This window comes from Micromonospora sp. RP3T, assembly GCF_003027925.1.
In the GTDB taxonomy this organism is placed as follows: Bacteria; Actinomycetota; Actinomycetes; order Mycobacteriales; family Micromonosporaceae; genus Micromonospora.
In genome coordinates this window covers 1-16990 of sequence record NZ_PYPS01000025.1, presented here as the reverse complement: position 1 = coordinate 16990, position 16990 = coordinate 1, and the positions used below count along the sequence as shown (strand labels likewise).

Sequence of the window (16990 nt, the reverse complement as noted above, 5' to 3'; positions counted from 1 at the left end):
GGGGCAACGACACTGATCGGTTGCTTACTTCTCGATGACCGCGAGGACGTCGCGGGCGGAGAGCACCAGGTACTCCTCGCCGGCGTACTTGACCTCGGTGCCGCCGTACTTCGAGTAGAGGACGGTGTCGCCGACCTTCACGTCGATCGGCACGCGGTTGCCCTTGTCGTCGATCCGGCCCGGGCCGACAGCGAGGACGGTGCCCTCCTGCGGCTTCTCCTTGGCGGTGTCGGGGATCACGATGCCCGAGGCGGTGGTGGTCTCGGCCTCGTTCGCCTGCACCACGATGCGGTCCTCGAGCGGCTTGATCGCAACCTTGGTCGCGGTAGTCACGGGCATACCCTCCTGGGGTACTTGGTGTCGTTGCCGGTCGACACGCCGACCGGCGTCAATCTGCCACATGCCACCGGGCGGGGCCGTCGTCGCGGGTGCCGGTCCGCCTGGCGTTCAACGCTCGGGCACCAGGCCCGGGCATTGGCACCCTCAGGGTGAGAGTGCTAATCGCAGGTTATTCCTCGGCTAGCACTCCGTCAAGGAGAGTGCCAGCGCGTCGCCCCTCGTGTCGCCTCCGGGACGGGTCGGGAGAATGGGCGGATGGATCTCGACCAGCTCACCGCGCTGCGTACCCCCGAGGGGTCGGCCGCGCTCGCCGCGGCGGAGCGGGTGGCCGGCGGCGACCCGCTGGCGGCGGCCGCCGCGCTGCGCTCGGCCGGGATCCCGGGCGGGCTCGCGGCGGCCGCGCTGACCCAGGCGGAGCTGCGCCGCCGGGCGGTCGGCAAGTTCGGCACGGCGGCGGCCCGAATGTTCCTCACCCGCCCCGGGCTGGAGCAGGCCACCCGCCGGGGGGTCGCCGACCGGCGGGCCGCCCGGCTGCGCGCCGCGGGCGTGACCACGCTTGCCGACCTCGGGTGCGGGCTGGGCGCCGACGCGCTCGCCGCGGCCCGCGCCGGCATCCGGGTGTACGCGGTGGAGGCCGACCCGGTCACCGCCGCGATGGCCGCCGCGAACGCCGAGGCCGCCGGGCTGGCCGGACTGGTCACCGTCGAGTGCGGCGACGCCACCGCGTTCGACGTGACCCGGGTCGACGGGGCGTTCTGCGACCCGGCGCGGCGGCGGGCCGGCACCGGGCGGCGCATCTTCGACCCGAACGCCTACTCGCCGCCGTGGGACTTCGTCACCGGGTTGGCCGCGCGCGTGCCGCGCACCGTGGTCAAGGTGGCGCCCGGCCTGGACCACGCGCTGATCCCGGCCGGCGCCGAGGCGGAGTGGGTGAGCGTCGACGGCGACCTGGTGGAGGCCGCCCTCTGGTGCGGCCCGCTGGCCGCCGTCCCCCGTCGCGCCACCCTGCTCCGGGAGAAGGAGGGGCCCCCTTTTAACGCCTCCGGTAGAGGCGGGGCCCCTTCTTATCGACTGACCGGCAGCGGCGCCGACGAGGCGGAGGTGGGCGCGGTCCGGCGGTTCCTGTACGACCCCGACCCGGCGGTGGTGCGCGCGCACCTGGTCGCGGAGCTGGCCGCCGACCTGGACGCCACGCTCGCCGACCCGTCGATCGCCTACCTGTACGCGGACACGGCACACCCCACCCCGTTCGCCCGCTGCCTGGAGATCACCGACGTGCTGCCGTTCTCGCTGAAGCGGCTGCGCGCCCTGCTGCGGGAGCGCCGGGTCGGCCGGGTGGAGATCCTGAAGCGGGGCTCGGCGCTGGAGCCGGAGAAGCTGCGCCGTGACCTGCGCCTGGCCGGCGACGAGGCGGCCAGCCTGGTGCTGACCCGGGTGGCCGGCGCGCCCACCGTGCTGATCGGCCGCCCGGCCCCGACCACCGGCTGACCGGCCCCGACCACCGGCTGACCGGCGCCGTCCGGCCACCGCGCCGCCCGTATCGGCTCGCCGGGATCCGGCGGCCGGGTTAGCTTGACGGTCATGGCGGGACAGGGCACTCCGGCGACCATGCTGCTGACCAGGCGGAAGATCGCGCACAGCACCCACCCGCACGCCGTGTCGCCGGACGCGCCGAACTACGGCGCGTTGGTCGCCGACGCCCTCGGGGTGCCACCGGAGCGGGTGTTCAAGTCGCTGGTCACCGACGTCGACGGCGGGTTGACCGTGGCGGTGGTGCCAGTGACCGGGGAACTGGACCTGAAGGCCCTCGCCGTGGCGGTCGGCGGCAAGCGGGCCGCGCTGGCCGACCGGGCGGTGGCCGAGCGGGCGACCGGTTACGTGCGGGGCGGGATCAGCCCGCTGGGGCAGCGCCGGGCGCTGCCGACCGTGGTCGACGCGTCCGCGCTGGCACACCCGACGGTGTACGTCTCGGCCGGTCGTCGCGGCCTCCAGGTGCAACTCGCGCCGGGCGATCTGGTGGCGCTGACCGGGGCCGTGACCGCCCCGATCGCGGCCGGCTGAACCGGACGGTGGGAGCGTTTCCGCAGCCGGTGTCCGTGGGGTGACAACCGCGTTGCTGAATTGTTACCGCCGCCAACAAACTTCTGACCTCGGCACTCTTGCGGAGCGCGGGAAGCGCGGAATACGTTGCCGGACACAACAAAACACCGTCAACAACTCCCCCACCCCCGAAAGGACCCGTGCACATGCGCAAGGGCTTCCTCACCTTCGCGGCCGTCGGTCTCCTCGCGACCGGCAGCATGGCCGCCTGCGGTGACAACGGCGGTTCTTCCGACCAGGCCGGCGGTTCGAACGACAAGAAGCCGAAGATCGGCGTGATCCTGCCGGACAGCAAGTCCTCCGCCCGCTGGGAGGGCGCGGACCGCAAGTTCCTCAAGGAGGCGTTCGACGCCGCCGGCGTCGAGTCCGACATCCAGAACGCGCAGAACGACAAGACCGCGTTCCAGACCATCGCCGACCAGATGATCACCAACGGCGTCAACGTGCTGATGATCGTCAACCTGGACTCCGGCACCGGCAAGGCCGTGCTCGACAAGGCCAAGTCGCAGGGCGTCGCCACGATCGACTACGACCGGCTGACCCTTGGCGGCTCCGCCCAGTACTACGTCAGCTTCGACAACGAGGCCGTCGGCAAGCTCCAGGGCGAGGGCCTGAGCAAGTGCCTGACCGACAAGGGCGCCAAGAACCCGTCGATCGCGTACCTCAACGGCTCGCCGACCGACAACAACGCCACCCTGTTCAAGAACGGGTACGACTCGGTGCTCAAGCCGAAGTTCGACTCGAAGGAGTACACCAAGGTCGCCGACGACTCGGTGCCGGCGTGGGACAACGCGCAGGCCGCCACGATCTTCGAGCAGCAGCTGACCAAGGCCGGCGGCAAGATCGACGGCGTGCTCGCCGCCAACGACGGTCTCGGCAACGCGGCCATCTCGGTGCTGAAGAAGAACAAGCTCAACGGCAAGGTCCCGGTGACCGGCCAGGACGCCACCAAGGAGGGTCTGCAGAACATCCTCGCCGGCGACCAGTGCATGACCGTCTACAAGGCGGTCAAGAAGGAGGCGGACGCCGCCTCCGAGCTGGCCATCGCGCTCGCCAAGGGCGAGACGAAGGACACCGGCCAGACCGTCAAGGACCCGGAGGGCAACCGGGACGTGCCGGCCGTGCTGCTGGAGCCGAAGGCCATCTACAAGGACAACGTCAAGGACGTCGTGGCCGACGGCTACATCACCAAGGACGAGCTCTGCACCGGTGCGTTCGCCAAGCTCTGCACCGACGCCGGCGTGAGCTGACCCACCCCGCCTCAGGCGGCGCCGCCCGGCACGGGACCACTCCCGCGCCGGGCGGCGCCCACGCCGGACGGGATCCGAGACCTCCCTCCGCCCAAAGGAGACCCCCGTGTCCGCAACCCCCCTGCTGGAGCTACGCGGGATCGACAAGAGCTTCGGTCCCGTCCAGGTGCTGCGTGACGTCGCCTTCGCCGCGCACCCCGGCGAGGTGACCGCGCTGGTCGGCGACAACGGCGCCGGCAAGTCGACCCTGGTCAAGTGCATCAGCGGCATCTACCCCACCGACGCTGGCGAGTTCCTCTTCGACGGCCGACCGGTGAGCATCAGCAGCCCCCGGGACGCCGCCGCGCTCGGGATCGAGGTCGTCTACCAGGACCTGGCGCTCTGCGACAACCTCGACATCGTGCAGAACATGTTCCTCGGCCGGGAGAAGCGCAGCGGCATCGTGCTCGACGAGCCGACGATGGAGCAGATGGCCGCCGAGACGCTCGCCGGCCTCAGCGTCCGGACCGTGAAGTCGCTGCGCCAGCACGTGTCCAGCCTCTCCGGCGGCCAGCGGCAGACGGTGGCCATCGCCAAGGCGGTGCTCTGGAACAGCAGGCTGGTCATCCTGGACGAGCCGACCGCCGCGCTCGGCGTCGCGCAGACCGCCCAGGTGCTGGAGCTGGTCCGCCGGCTGGCCGACAACGGCCTGGCCGTGGTGCTCATCTCGCACAACATGAACGACGTCTTCGCCGTCTCCGACCGGATCGCGGCGCTCTACCTCGGCCAGATGGTCGCCCAGGTGAAGACCACCGACATCACCCACTCGCAGGTGGTCGAGCTGATCACCGCCGGCCGCTCCGGCGGCCTCGGCCTCGCCGGCGAACCGGGCAGCAACGGCACCGGCGCCGCGCCCGCCGACACCACACCAGGAGCCGTCCGATGACCGCCACCGTCGTGAAGAAGGAAGGCCCGGCCGGCGTCGCCCCGGCGCCGACCGTGGGCAGCCACGTGAACAACTACTGGCGCCGGGTACGCGGCGGCGACATCGGCGCGCTGCCCGCCGTGGTCATGCTGGTCGTGCTCGCGGTGGGCTTCTCGATCGCCCGCCCGTCGTTCTTCACGGCCGGCAACCTCGCCAACCTGTTCACCCAGGGCGCCGCGGTCACGCTGATCGCGATGGGTCTGGTCTTCGTGCTGCTGCTCGGCGAGATCGACCTCTCCGCCGGGTTCGCCAGCGGCGTCTGCGCGGCGATCCTGGCCAACACCGTCACCGTGCTCGGCTACCCCTGGTACGTGGCGGTGCTGGCCGCCGTCGTCACCGGCGTGGTGATCGGCGTCGTGCTCGGCCTGCTGGTCGCGAAGGTCGGCATCCCGTCCTTCGTGGTCACGCTCGCCGGCTTCCTGGCCTTCCAGGGCGTCGTGCTGACGCTGATGGACGAGGGCGCGAACATCGCGGTCCGCGACGACGTGCTGGTGGCGATCGCCAACCGCAACATCTCCCCGGTGCTGGGCTGGGCGCTGGCCGCGCTGGCCATCGCCGGGTACGCGGCCGTGCAGCTCCTGCGGCACCGCAACCGGTCCGCCCGGGGCCTGGTGACCGACCCGATCGCGGTGGTGGCCGCGCGGATCGGCGGGCTCGCCGTGGTGCTCGGTGTCGCGGTCTACGTGCTGAACCTGGAGCGCAGCCGCAACGTGCTGGTGGTCTCGCTCAAGGGCGTGCCGATCGTGGTGCCGATCATCGCGCTGCTGCTGGTCGTCTGGACGTTCGTGCTCCAGCGCACCAGCTACGGCCGGCACATCTACGCGGTCGGCGGCAACGCCGAGGCGGCCCGCCGGGCCGGCATCAACGTGGACAAGATCCGCATCTCGGTCTTCGTCATCTGCTCCGGGATGGCCGCCATCGGCGGCATCGTGGCGGCCAGCCGGGCCAACTCGGTCGACCCCAACACCGGTGGCAGTAACGTGCTGCTGTACGCCGTCGGCGCGGCGGTGATCGGCGGCACCAGCCTCTTCGGCGGCAAGGGCCGGGTCCTCGACGCCGTGCTCGGCGGCGCGGTGGTCGCGGTGATCGACAACGGTATGGGACTGATGGGATACAGCTCGGGCGTCAAGTTCGTGGTCACCGGCGTGGTGCTGCTCGCCGCGGCGACCATCGACGCGCTGTCGAGGCGGCGGGCCGCCGCCACCGGCACGCGCTGACCCGGGTACGGACACACCATGGCAGTGGCAATGCGCGCGGGTCCCAGTCAGGACGAGATCCGACGGCAGAACCTGGGCGCATTGCTCCGCTACGTGCACGTGCACGGGGCCACCACGCGCGCGGAACTGACCACCGCGCTCGGGCTCAACCGCAGCACCATCGGCGCGCTGACCGCCGACCTGGCCGGCGCCGGTCTGGTCAGCGAGGGGACGCCGAAGGAGACCGGCCGGGCCGGACGACCGTCACTCGTCGTCCGGCCCGAGTCGGGACGGGTCTACGCGTACGCGTACAGCGTCGAGGTGGACCGGCTGCGGGCCGCGCGGGTCGGTCTCGGCGGTGAGGTGCTCGACCGCCGGGAGCTGGACCGGCCGCGCAACCTGGTCGCCGGCGAGGCCGCCCCGCTGCTGGCCGGCGCCGTCAAGGAGATGCACCAGGCGGTGCCGGACGGCTCGTTCTGCGTCGGCGCCGGAGTGGCGGTCTGCGGCATGGTGCGCCGCGACGACGGGCTGGTGCGGCTCAGCCCCACCACCGGCTGGGTGGACCAGCCGATCGGCGCGGCGCTCGCCGCCGAGCTGGGCATCGACGTCCCCATCACGGTGGGCAACGTGGCCGACGTGGCCGCGTTCGCCGAGCACGCCCGCGGCGCGGCCACCGGCTGCGACAACGTCATCTACCTGTACGGCGACGTCGGCGTGGGCGCCGGCATCATCGCCGGTGGCCGGCGGCTGACCGGGCACGGCGGCTACGGCGGCGAGGTCGGCCACATGGTGGTGGTCCGCGACGGGGCGCGCTGCGACTGCGGTCGGCACGGCTGCTGGGAGACCGAGATCGGCGAGCACGGGCTGCTGCGGGCCGCCGGCCGGGCCGAGGCGCGCGGCCGGGACGCGCTGCTGAGCGTCTTCGACGCGGCCGACCGCGGGGACGCCCGCGCGCAGAGCGCGGTACGGCAGGCCGGCGACTGGCTCGGCTTCGGCGTGGCCAACCTGGTCAACATCTTCAACCCGGAGATGGTCATCTTCGGCGGCACCATGCGCGACCTCTACCTGGCCGCCGCCGCCCAGGTGCGCAGCCGGCTCAACCGCAACGGGCTGCCCGCCTGCCTGGAGCACGTGCGGCTGCGGACCCCGGAACTCGGCGACGACGCGGCCCTCGTCGGCGCCGCCGAGCTGGCCTTCGAACGCCTCCTGGCCGACCCGCTGAACTGATCGGCCCGGTGATCCGTACCAACGTGCGGACGGGCGGCCGGTGGGCTCGGCCGTCCCGCGACCCCGCGTACCGGTCCGGACCGAGGAGGCACCGCAACCATGGCATCGCTGGAATCCGCACGTCGCCGGCTGGCGCACCGGGTGACCCTGCTGCTCGTCGCGATCGGCGCGGGGATCGGCGTTCTTCCCGGCGCGGCTCTGGCCGCACCCAATCCCGGGGTGCAGATGAACGCCGCGGACATGACGCTGCTCAACGGCGTCCGACTGGCCGGCCTCTGGGAGATGCCGGCCGGCACGATGGCCGCCGAGAAGGGCCAGTCCCCCCGGGTACGGGAGGTCGGCGCGGAGATCGCCCGCCAGCACGGTGTCCTGGACCAGTTGGTGGTCGAGGCGGCGAACAAGCTGGGGGCGGTGCTGCCGACGGACCCGACGACCCAGCAGAAGGGTTGGCTGACCGAGATGCAGAACGCCAGCGGCGCGCAGTTCGACCAGATCTTCGTCACCCGGCTCCGGGTCGCCCACGGCAACATCTTCCCGGTGATCGGGGCGGTGCGGGCGAGCACCAAGGACCCGGTCGTGCGCAAGCTCGCCGAGGACGCCAACAAGTTCGTCAACGACCACATGACCATGCTGGAGAGCACCGGGCTGGTCCGCTGGCAGCAGTTGCCGCCGCCCGCGCTGCCGGCCGCGCAGAGCGACTCGCTGGTCGCCGCCGCCCAGGCCAACGCGTCCAGCGGCGGCGGGCTCCAGGTGGGCACCGGGATCGTGTGGGCGGTCTTCCTGCTCGCGTTGGGCACCGGCGGGTACACCACCTGGCGGCTGATGCGCCGCGCCTGACGGGGTGTTAAGCGGGGCCCCTTCCTATACGCCAGGCGTTAGGAAGGGGCCCCTCCTTACGCGGACGCCGTGACGACCGTCGCCTAGCGGTCGACCTCGGTGAAGTCCCAGCTGTGCGGTGCACGGGCGACCAGGCGAGTGGGCGGTTCGGGCAGCTCCCGGGGGTTGTTGCGCCACTTCGAGATGACCACGAGCCGGTGGTCGGTGGAGGAGAACACCTCGCTGCCGACGTGCATCGGGTCGTGCTCGAACTCGGGCAGTGCGGTCTCGCACACCCAGGTGATCAGCTCGGCGAAGCCGTACGGTTCGGCCTTCGCCTCCCACATCCGGACGATCATGTCGGTTCCTCCCCGGTCAGACGCTGACCACGGTCAGCGGCATGGCCGAGTCGGCCGGCAGGTCCAGCCGGCTCGGGGCGACCCCCGCGGCGACCAGGTGCGACCCGAGCGCCGCCACCATCGCGCCGTTGTCCGTGCAGAGCTTCGGCCGGGGCGTACGCACCCGGACGCCGTGCTTCGCGGCCCGCTGCTCGGCCATCGCCCGCAGTCGGGAGTTGGCCGCCACCCCGCCGCCGATCACCAACGTGTCGATCCCGCTGCTGCGGCAGGCGTCAAGCGCCTTGCCGACCAGCACGTCGCAGACCGCCTCCTGGAAGGACGCCGCCACGTCGGCCACCGGCACCGGCTCGCCGGCCCGCTGCCGCGCCTCCACCCAGCGGGCCACCGCCGTCTTCAGGCCGGAGAAGGAGAAGTCGAACCGGTGTCCGACCAGGTCCTTCGCGGCGGTCAGTCCGCGCGGGAAGGCGATCGACGCCGGGTCGCCGGCCCGCGCCTCCCGGTCGATGTACGGGCCACCGGGGAACGGCAGCCCGAGCAGCCGGGCCACCTTGTCGAACGCCTCCCCGGCCGCGTCGTCGATGGTGGCGCCGAGCGGCACCACACCCCGGGCCAGGTCGTCGACGCGCAGCAGCGAGGAGTGCCCGCCGGAGACCAGCAACGCGATCGCCGGCTCGGGCAGCGGGCCGTGCTCCAGCGTGTCCACGGCCACGTGCGCGGCGAGGTGGTTCACCCCGTACACCGGTTTCTCGGCGGCCACCGCGTACCCCTTGGCGGCGGCGACGCCGACGAGCAGCGCGCCGGCCAGACCCGGACCGGAGGTGACCGCGATGGCGTCGATGTCGGCGATGGTGACGCCGGCTTCGCGCAACGCCCGGTCCATGGTGGGCACGATCGCCTCCAGGTGGGCCCGGCTGGCCACCTCGGGCACCACCCCGCCGAACCGGGCGTGCTCCTCGACGCTGGAGGCCAGCGCGTCGGCGAGCAGCGTGTGCCCGCGCACGATGCCCACACCGGTCTCGTCGCAGGACGTCTCGATGCCGAGGATCAGGGGTTCGTCAGCCATCCGCGTTCAGTCCTCGTGGCGCTGCATGACCAGCGCGTCGGTGTTGCTCGGTTGGTAGTAGCCGCGCCGCACGCCGATCGGCTCGAAGCCGTACGTGGCGTAGAGCCGCTGCGCGGGAGCGTTGTCGGCGGCGACCTCCAGCAGTGTGCTGCGGATGCCGCGCCGGGCCGCCTCGGCGAGCAGCGCCTCCAGCAGCAGCCGGCCCACGCCCCGGCGTTGGGCGTCCCGGCGGACCGCGATGTTCTGCACCCACGCCTCGTCGGGCGGGGCCACGGCCAACCCGGCGTAGCCGGCCACCGTGCCGTCGTCGTCGACGGCGACCAGGTAGAAGTGCCCGTTGGCGAGTTCGTTCCAGAACATGCCGGGGGACCACTGCTCGGCGCCGAACAGGTCCTCCTCGATGGGCAGCACCTCGTCGACGTGCCACCAGCGGAACCGGCTCAGCCTCATCGCAGGACCGGCTTGTGGCCGGTGGCCGCCACCGCGTCCGGGCGGCGCAGGTAGAGCGGGGTGAGCGCCTCACCCGGGGCACCCGCGCGGATCCGCTCGGCGGCGAGTCGGGCCAGCGCCAGCGGGTCCGGGTAGCGCGGCTCGGCCCGCAGCGGCAGGCCGAGCACGTCCGCGTACCGCTGGGCGCCGTCGCCGACCGCGACGGTGACCGCCAGGTCGCGCGCCCGCTCGGCGACGACCGCCGGAGCGGCCACGTCCGGGCCGGCGACGCGCTGCCCGGCGCCGTCGTAGACGGCCCAGTAGACCTCGCGCCGTCGCGCGTCGCTCGCCGCCAGCACCAGCTCACCCGCGGCGGCGGAATGGCCCGCGGCGGCGGGGTGGCTTGCGGCGGCCGGCTGGCCGAGGCCGTCCAGCGAGCAGACGCCGTACGTCGGGACGCCGAGCACCTGGCCCATGGTGGCGGCGGTGACCAGCCCCACCCGCAGCCCGGTGAACGGGCCGGGGCCGAGCCCGGCGACGATCGCGCCCAGGTCGGCCGGGCGCGCGCCCACGTCCGCGAGCGCCGCGTCGACCTGCGGCGCGAGCAGCTCGCCGTGGGCCCGGGCGTCGACCGTGCACCGGGACGCGCGCAGCACGACGCCGTCCGCCGAGACATCGGCCAGCGCCGCGGTCACCGCGGGCGTCGAGGAGTCCACCACGAGTACGAGCACGGTAAGCCAGCCTAGCCCGTCCCCCGACCTGGGCCGCCCACCGCATGCCGTCACGGACGGTAGCGTCCGGAGGAAACACCATGCGGTGCAGCGATATACCCAGGTGTCATAAAGATGACCCAGCGGTATATCGCTCCGCCGCGATGTGCCACCCTGCCGGGATGACGGAGAGTCACCTGGCCCACCAGATCGCCCGCACGCTGCGGCACGAACGCGACCGGGCCGGGCTCACCCAGCAGGCACTGGCCGCCCGCGCCGGGCTGAGCCAGGCCGCCATCGCCCGGATCGAACGAGGCGACCGGCTACCCGGCCTGACCACCGTGGAGCGTCTCCTCGCCGCACTCGACCGGCAGCTACGGATCGAGGCCGAGCCGCTCGACAGCCACCTGGACGCGGCGCTCGACGAGCTGGCCGGCACCGACCCGGTCGAGTGACTCGATCGGCTCGGGCTGGACCGCCTGGTCGACGCGCTCGGCGACCTGCCCCACGTGCTGGCCGGCAGCACGGCGGCCGTGGTGCAGGGCGCGCCGATACCGGTGGAGGCGGTCGAGATCGCTGTGCGGTGGCGGGACTCCCCCTCGTTCACCGCGTTCCTGTCCCGGGCGCTCGCGCAGCGGTGGAACGCCCGCTGGGAGGAGTGGGGCGGCGTGCGCCACGAGCCCGAGGAGCCGGGCGAGCACCGCTGGCGGACCCGCCACGGCGAGCTGCGGGCCCGGATGGTCGAGGAACTGCCCGAGCCGATCGAGGTGCGGCTGGGTGGGCGCACCTACCCGGTCGAGCCGCTGGTCCAGGTGGAGGTGGCCGACCGGCACGCGGCCGAGCTGCTGCGCCGGCACCGGCACCGCCTGGCGGCAGGCGCAGCAGGGACGGCCGGCGCAGCAGGAACGGCCGGCACGGCCGGCCCCACCGGTGGGTCAGCCGGCTGAGCGCTCCCAGTCGACGGTGGGCAGACCGGCGTCGGCGAGCGCCTTGTTGGCCGCGCTGAACGGCCGGCTGCCCAGGAAGCCGCGCGGGTTCATCGGGCTCGGGTGCCCGGCCTCCAGCACCACGTGCCGCGGATTCGTGACCAGCGCCGCCTTCTTGCGCGCGTAGCCGCCCCACAGCAGGAAGACCACCCGCTGGTCGAGCCCGTCGAGCGCCCGGATGGTGGCGTCGGTGAACTCCTCCCAGCCCCGGTTGGCGTGCGAGCCGGGGGTGGCCTGGCGGACCGTGAGCACCGAGTTGAGCAGCAGCACACCCTGGGCGGCCCAGCCGTCGAGGTTGCCGCTGCGCGGCTTCGGCACGCCCAGGTCCTCGCCCAGCTCCTTGAAGACGTTGCGCAGCGACGGCGGCACCGCCACGCCGTCCCGCACGCTGAAGCTCAACCCGTGCGCCTGCCCCGCCTTGTGGTAGGGGTCCTGCCCGAGGATGAGCACCCGGGTCTCCGCCGGCCCGCACAACCGGTAGGCGGAGAACAGGTCCGCCAGCGGGGGGAAGACCGTGGCTGTCGCGTACTCCCCGGCGACGAAGTCGGCCAACGCCGCGGTGCGGGCCGGATCAAGGTGCGGGGTGAGCGCCTCCCGCCACGGCTCGGGCAGGAGCGCCAACAGGTCGAGGGCGGGAACGTCGTCGGGCATCGGCAACCTTTCGCAGTCGTCCCCGGGACTCTAGGCAGCGGGTACGACAGCGCTCAGTCGAGGGTCGCCAGCCGGGCCGCCCAGTCGCCGCCCACCGGTTCCAGCGTGACCACCCGCGTGTCGTCGTCCCGCCGGTCGATGCGGACCCGAAGGTGCGCGTCGACCAACTGCTCCACCATCCCCTCGCCCCACTCCACCACGGTCACCGCCTCGTCCACCGAGGCGTCGAGGTCGAGGTCGTCGATCTCGGCGCGCGGATCGGCGGACTCCCCCAACCGGTACGCGTCGGCGTGCACCAGCGTCACCCGGCCACCCCGCGCCAGGTCCGGCCGGTGCACGCGGGCGATGACGAAGGTGGGCGACGTGATGTCGCCGCGTACGCCCAGGCCGGCGCCGACGCCCTGGGTCAGCGCGGTCTTGCCGGCCCCCAGCGGACCGCTGAGCAGCAGCAGGTCGCCGGCGCGCAGCACCCCGGCCAGCCGCCGCCCGAACCCGTGGGTGTCGTCGAGGGTCTTCAGCTCCACCACCACCGTCACAGCGACTCCAGGAACCGCTCCAGCGCCGCGTTGACCTCGTCGGCGTGCTCCAGCATCACCACGTGCCCACTGTCGTGGATCTTCACGAACTCGGCGTCCGGCAGCCGCCGGACGATCTCCTCCGAGTGTGTCACCGGCGTGATCATGTCCTTGTCCCCCACGATCACCAGCACCGGCGTGCCGGCCAGCGCGGCGAGCGCCGGGAACCGCGAGTGCGTGGCCAGCGTCCGCAGGTAACGGGTGACCGTGTCGGCCGAGGTGCGGGAGTTCATCGTCTCGACGTATGACACCAGGGCGGGGCTGGGCTTCGGGGTGCCGAAACCGTACTTGCGGGTGAGCAGCCAGGCCACGTTCGAGGTCGACCTGCGGGCCTTGTCGATCACCGTGCCGCCGTACCGGGTGGCGTTGCTCATCATGTAGAGCACCGGCGCGCCCACGCGTCCGAGCAGCGCGGGCGCCACCAGCTTCGTCTCCGCTGCCAGACCCCCGGAGGTGGCCATCAGCACGGTGCCGACCACCCGGTCGCCGAACAGCTCCGGGTACAGCTCGGCCAACGCCATGATCGTCATGCCGCCCATCGAGTGCCCGATCAGCACCAGCGGCCCCTCCGGGACCACCTCGTCGAGCACCCGGCGCAACGTGCGGCCCAGCGCGGTCAGGTCGTACTCACCGGTCTCCAGCCGCCCGGACCGGCCGTGCCCCGGCTGGTCGTACGCGACCACCCGGTAGTCGCCCCGCTCGGCGAGCAGCTTGCGCTGGAAGTGGAACGTGCCCATGTCCAGGCAGAAGCCGTGCACCAGCACCACTGTCGGGTGCCCGGCGACCGGCCGGGTCGGCTCGACCACCTCCACGTGGATGTCGGTGCCGTCCGGCATCTCCAGCCGGTACGCCTCGTCGTGGCGCTGCTGCCCGAAGACCTCGTGCGCGTACCGGTCGGTGGGGTCGTTCTTGAGCCGGCGGACCAGCACCCGCTCGCTGACCACGCCCGCCGCGAGCCCGGCGGCGGCCACCCCGACGGCGGCGCCGACCAGCCCGGCGACCTTCCCCGCGGCGCCTCGCGGACGTGGCACCCGCAGCCGCTGGCTCATGGCTTCTCGCCGTCGTAGACGCGGGGCACCCGCACACCGCCGAACCGGGTGACGATCTCGTAGTTGATGGTGCCGACCGCCTCGGCCCAGTCGTCGGCGGTGGGCTCGCCGGCCGCGCCGCTGCCGAACAGCGTCACCACGTCGCCGGCGGCCACCTCGTCGTCACCGCAGTCGACCACGAACTGGTCCATGCACACCCGGCCCGAGATGGTCCGCCGCTCGCCGCCGAGCAGCACCGGACCGGTGTTCGAGGCGTGCCGGGGCACCCCGTCGGCGTAGCCGAGCGGCACCACGGCCAGGTTGCTCTCCGCCTCGGTGAGGTAGGTGTGGCCGTAGGAGACGCCGGTGCCGGCCGGCACCCGCTTGGTCAGCATCACCCGGGCCCGGGCGGTCATCGCCGGGCGCAGACCGAACCGCTCGCCCGCGATCGGCGACAGACCGTAGACCGCGATGCCGGGACGGACCAGGTCGAAGTGGGTGTCCGGCCGGGTGAGCGTGGCCGCCGAGTTGGCCAGGTGCCGGTAACGGGGCCGCAGGCCGGCCCGCGTGACCATCTCCAGCCCCTCCCGGAAGACGGCGAGCTGGCGATCCGTGGTGGGGTGGCCGGGCGAGTCCGCGTACACGAAGTGGCTCCACACACCGACCACCTCGACCAGGCCGTCGGCCTGGGCCTTCGCGGCGGCCTCCAGCAACGTCGGCCAGTCGGCGACGGTCGCCCCGCCCCGGGACAGCCCGGTGTCGATCTTGAGGTGCAGTCGGGCCGGGCGGTCCGCCCGGCGGCTCGCCTCGATCATCTCGTCGAGCTGACCCAGGCTGGCGCAGCCCAGGTCGACGCCGACGGTGATCCCGTCGTGCAGCGGCAGACCCGGATCGAGCAGCCAGGCCAGCACCGGCGCGGTGATCCCCTCCTGACGCAGCCGGAGCGCCTCGTCCAGGGTGCAGACGCCGAGCTGGTCCGCCCCGGCGTCGAGCGCCGCGCGGGCCGCCGGCGCCATGCCGTGCCCGTACCCGTCGCCCTTGACCACCGCCATCAGCTCGGCGCTGGTGCCGGCCTTGAGACGGGCCACGTTCTCCCGGATCGCGTCGAGATCGACGCGCACCTCCGACTGCCACATGCCCCCAGCCTACTTCCGCCGGTGATCATCGTGGCCGGGAGCCGCGCGGCCGGCGCCCCCGCCGGCCAGCGCCGGCACCCGGATCAGGCCAGGCGGGCGAGGACCGGGCGCAGCGCGACGGCCACGTCGGGCGCGGTCACCGGGCCGCCGCGGGCCGCCTCCCGACCGGCCAGCCCGTGCAGGTACGCCGCGGCGGCAGCCGCCCGTTCCGGGGCCAGACCGGCCGCGAGCAGCGAGCCGAGCAGCCCGGCCAGCACGTCGCCGGTGCCGCCGGTGGCCAGCGCCGGGGTGCCGGTCGGGTTCACGTACGCCCGGCCGTCGGGCGTGCCGACGATCGTCCGGTCCCCCTTGAGCAGCACCACCGCGTTCATCCAGGCGGCCAGCCGCAGCGCCGCGGCGACCCGGTCCGCACCGGGCATCTCGCCACAGAGCCGGGCGTACTCCCGGTCGTGCGGGGTCACCACGATCGGGGCGTCCCGCCCGCGCAGCCGATCGGCGAGCTTGCCGTCGACAAGCAGCGTCAGCGCGTCGGCGTCCAGCACCACCGGCACCGACGTGGCCAGCACCGCGCGCAGCTCGGCGGCGGACGCGTCACCGGTGCCGAGCCCGGAGCCGCAGACCCAGGCCTGCACCCGGCCGGCGTCGGCGACCCGGTCGGTGGCGATCACGGACGGGTGCTGGTGCACCACCTCGGCCCGGGCGCCACCGGCGTAGCGGACCAGGCCGGTGGGACCGGCCAGCGCGCCGCCGACCGAGAGCACCGCCGCACCCGGGTAGGTGGCGGAACCGGTCGCCACCCCGACCACCCCGCGGGAGTACTTCTCCGACGCGGCGCCGAGCGCCGGCCACCAGGCGGCCACGTCGGACCACTCGGTCACCCCCAGCGCCGGGGAGCCGCGCAGCCACGGGGTGAGCCCGATGTCGACCAGGTCGACCTGCCCGGCCAGCGCGGCGGCCGGGCCGACCACCAGAGCCGGCTTGAGCACGCCGAACGCCACCGTCACGTCGGCGCGGACCGCGCGCGGCCGGCCGGCGTCGGTAAGCGGGACGTCGCCGGTGTCGACCGCGACGCCGCTCGGCACGTCCACCGCGACCACGGTGGCCCGCGTGCCGTCCCGCCCCCGGTGCTCGGTCAGGCTCGCGGCGAGCTGGTCGGCGGTCTCCCGCAGCCCACCGGTGCCGCCGATGCCCACGATGCCGTCGAGCACCAGGTCGACCCCGGCGGGTGGTCGGTCGACCACCTGCCCACCGGCGGCGCGTAGCGCGGCCAGGCCGTCGGCGTGGGCGCGCTCCGGGGCGAGCAGCAGGGCGGCGACCGCCGCGCCCCGGTGGGCCAGGCGCGCCCCCGCGAAGAGCGCGTCGCCGCCGTTGTCACCGGAACCGACGAGCAGCAGCACCCGGGCGCCGTAGACGCCGCCCCGATCGGCCAGCAGCAGCGCACACCGGCGGGCCAGCCCGGCCGCCGCCCGCTGCATCAGCGCGCCGGACGGGAGGGTCGCCATCAGCCCTGCCTCCGCCGCGCGCACATCCGCGACCCGCCACACCGGTCTCATGCCGTCCCGCCCCGTCCGTGCCCGTCGGCTGCGATCACGGCCTCACCCTACCGGCGGCGCGGGGGCCGGGCGGGGCACCGGAACAGCCCTGTGGACAACCGGGGCCGTTGTCCACAGGGTCGGCGCGGACGACTCCCGCCGGCCTAGCGTCCCCGCTGTCCGGGTCCGGCCGATGGGCTCGGCGGGGTGGGGAGGTCGTCGTGGTCGAGGAGCCGTTCAGCGTCGATCCGGAGCTGCTGCGCACGGTGGCCCGGGAGCTGACCGACGACGCGCACCGGCTGGCGTACGGGCCGGGCGGGGCGCCGGGGCCGGTGGCGCCGCCACCGGACGGCTGGCGGGCCGACACGGCGCTCGACGAGCTGGCCGACGCACTGCGCCGCTGGTCCGGCGCGCTCGCGGCCCGGGTGGCGACCACCGCCGAGGCGCTGCGCGGCGGCGCGGACGGCTACGAGGCGGTGGACGACCGGGCCGCCCGCCGCCTCACGCGGAGCGCCGCCGGCCTCCCCGTCCGCCCGGTTCCGGCGGGCGGCGCTCCGGACGGCGCCCGATGACCAGCGGCGAGACGCGGCGCCGCCCGCGCCCGACCGACGCGACCCGGGGTCCGGGGC

General features: G+C 73.9%; 20 protein-coding genes. 10 read left to right on the top strand and 10 right to left on the bottom strand.

Features of this window, described 5'->3' with window-relative positions; translation table 11 throughout:
* Window positions 1-24 precede the first annotated feature (24 nt).
* A complete protein-coding gene (gene groES, locus C8054_RS20085; protein WP_018222648.1) occupies window positions 25-339 on the bottom strand; it encodes a co-chaperone GroES in 315 nt (104 codons plus the stop codon).
* A gap of 255 nt (window positions 340-594) precedes the next feature.
* On the opposite strand from groES, the gene C8054_RS20080 reads away from it, so the two are divergent.
* The 7 genes from C8054_RS20080 to C8054_RS20050 all read left to right on the top strand — a co-directional run bounded on the left by C8054_RS20080 (window position 595) and on the right by C8054_RS20050 (window position 7913).
* Window positions 595-1827 (top strand): methyltransferase domain-containing protein, encoded by a 1233-nt coding sequence (locus C8054_RS20080; RefSeq protein WP_107158847.1) that lies wholly within the window; start codon window positions 595-597, stop codon window positions 1825-1827.
* A 93-nt stretch (window positions 1828-1920) separates the two neighbouring features.
* Entirely contained in the window at window positions 1921-2400 is a 480-nt protein-coding gene (ybaK, locus tag C8054_RS20075; protein WP_107158845.1) for a Cys-tRNA(Pro) deacylase, read from the top strand.
* 185 nt (window positions 2401-2585) lie between these two features.
* Window positions 2586-3689, top strand: a complete 1104-nt coding sequence (locus tag C8054_RS20070) for a sugar ABC transporter substrate-binding protein (RefSeq protein WP_107158843.1) — start codon at window positions 2586-2588, stop codon at window positions 3687-3689.
* 106 nt (window positions 3690-3795) lie between these two features.
* On the top strand, window positions 3796-4614 hold the full coding sequence (locus C8054_RS20065) for an ATP-binding cassette domain-containing protein (RefSeq protein WP_107158841.1): 819 nt from the start codon (window positions 3796-3798) through the stop codon (window positions 4612-4614).
* A complete protein-coding gene (locus tag C8054_RS20060; protein ID WP_107158839.1) occupies window positions 4611-5870 on the top strand; it encodes a sugar ABC transporter permease in 1260 nt (419 codons plus the stop codon). The genes C8054_RS20065 and C8054_RS20060 overlap by 4 nt, the downstream gene beginning before the upstream one ends.
* A gap of 30 nt (window positions 5871-5900) precedes the next feature.
* The gene (locus C8054_RS20055; protein ID WP_107158837.1) at window positions 5901-7076 is read left to right on the top strand and encodes an ROK family protein; all 1176 of its coding nucleotides are present in this window, start codon (window positions 5901-5903) and stop codon (window positions 7074-7076) included.
* Between the two features lie 99 nt (window positions 7077-7175).
* Complete coding sequence (locus C8054_RS20050; protein WP_107158835.1) at window positions 7176-7913, top strand: DUF4142 domain-containing protein; 738 nt, start codon at window positions 7176-7178, stop codon at window positions 7911-7913.
* An 83-nt stretch (window positions 7914-7996) separates the two neighbouring features.
* Here C8054_RS20050 and C8054_RS20045 read toward each other — a convergent pair whose 3' ends face one another.
* The 4 genes from C8054_RS20045 to tsaB are packed head-to-tail and all read right to left on the bottom strand — an operon-like array spanning window position 7997 to window position 10474.
* Window positions 7997-8251, bottom strand: a complete 255-nt coding sequence (locus C8054_RS20045) for a hypothetical protein (RefSeq protein ID WP_107158833.1) — start codon at window positions 8249-8251, stop codon at window positions 7997-7999.
* A gap of 16 nt (window positions 8252-8267) precedes the next feature.
* Entirely contained in the window at window positions 8268-9314 is a 1047-nt protein-coding gene (tsaD, locus tag C8054_RS20040; protein WP_107158831.1) for a tRNA (adenosine(37)-N6)-threonylcarbamoyltransferase complex transferase subunit TsaD, read from the bottom strand.
* A 6-nt stretch (window positions 9315-9320) separates the two neighbouring features.
* Window positions 9321-9764, bottom strand: a complete 444-nt coding sequence (gene rimI / locus C8054_RS20035; protein ID WP_107158829.1) for a ribosomal protein S18-alanine N-acetyltransferase — start codon at window positions 9762-9764, stop codon at window positions 9321-9323.
* Window positions 9761-10474 (bottom strand): tRNA (adenosine(37)-N6)-threonylcarbamoyltransferase complex dimerization subunit type 1 TsaB, encoded by a 714-nt coding sequence (tsaB, locus tag C8054_RS20030; protein WP_107158827.1) that lies wholly within the window; start codon window positions 10472-10474, stop codon window positions 9761-9763. Before tsaB ends, rimI begins: the two co-directional genes overlap by 4 nt.
* A gap of 161 nt (window positions 10475-10635) precedes the next feature.
* Here tsaB and C8054_RS32835 point away from each other — a divergent pair, with 161 nt between their 5' ends.
* Window positions 10636-10908: a helix-turn-helix domain-containing protein gene (locus C8054_RS32835; protein ID WP_233219735.1), complete on the top strand. Its 273-nt coding sequence runs from the start codon at window positions 10636-10638 to the stop codon at window positions 10906-10908.
* A 54-nt stretch (window positions 10909-10962) separates the two neighbouring features.
* Window positions 10963-11400, top strand: a complete 438-nt coding sequence (locus tag C8054_RS32830) for a hypothetical protein (protein ID WP_233219734.1) — start codon at window positions 10963-10965, stop codon at window positions 11398-11400.
* Here C8054_RS32830 and ung read toward each other — a convergent pair.
* The 5 genes from ung to C8054_RS20000 all read right to left on the bottom strand — a co-directional run bounded on the left by ung (window position 11389) and on the right by C8054_RS20000 (window position 16382).
* Window positions 11389-12090 carry a uracil-DNA glycosylase gene (ung, locus tag C8054_RS20020; protein WP_107158825.1) on the bottom strand — a complete coding sequence of 234 codons (702 nt, stop codon included), beginning with the start codon at window positions 12088-12090 and terminating at the stop codon, window positions 11389-11391. The genes C8054_RS32830 and ung overlap by 12 nt on opposite strands.
* Before the next feature lie 53 nt (window positions 12091-12143).
* Window positions 12144-12626, bottom strand: a complete 483-nt coding sequence (gene tsaE, locus C8054_RS20015) for a tRNA (adenosine(37)-N6)-threonylcarbamoyltransferase complex ATPase subunit type 1 TsaE (protein WP_107158822.1) — start codon at window positions 12624-12626, stop codon at window positions 12144-12146.
* Complete coding sequence (locus tag C8054_RS20010) at window positions 12623-13714, bottom strand: alpha/beta fold hydrolase (protein ID WP_107158820.1); 1092 nt, start codon at window positions 13712-13714, stop codon at window positions 12623-12625. The genes tsaE and C8054_RS20010 overlap by 4 nt, the downstream gene beginning before the upstream one ends.
* Window positions 13711-14829, bottom strand: a complete 1119-nt coding sequence (gene alr, locus C8054_RS20005) for an alanine racemase (protein ID WP_107158818.1) — start codon at window positions 14827-14829, stop codon at window positions 13711-13713. Before alr ends, C8054_RS20010 begins: the two co-directional genes overlap by 4 nt.
* 83 nt (window positions 14830-14912) lie before the next feature.
* The gene (locus C8054_RS20000) at window positions 14913-16382 is read right to left on the bottom strand and encodes an NAD(P)H-hydrate dehydratase (RefSeq protein ID WP_107158816.1); all 1470 of its coding nucleotides are present in this window, start codon (window positions 16380-16382) and stop codon (window positions 14913-14915) included.
* Between the two features lie 200 nt (window positions 16383-16582).
* Here C8054_RS20000 and C8054_RS19995 point away from each other — a divergent pair, with 200 nt between their 5' ends.
* The gene (locus C8054_RS19995; RefSeq protein ID WP_233219733.1) at window positions 16583-16933 is read left to right on the top strand and encodes a hypothetical protein; all 351 of its coding nucleotides are present in this window, start codon (window positions 16583-16585) and stop codon (window positions 16931-16933) included.
* Window positions 16934-16990 lie beyond the last annotated feature (57 nt).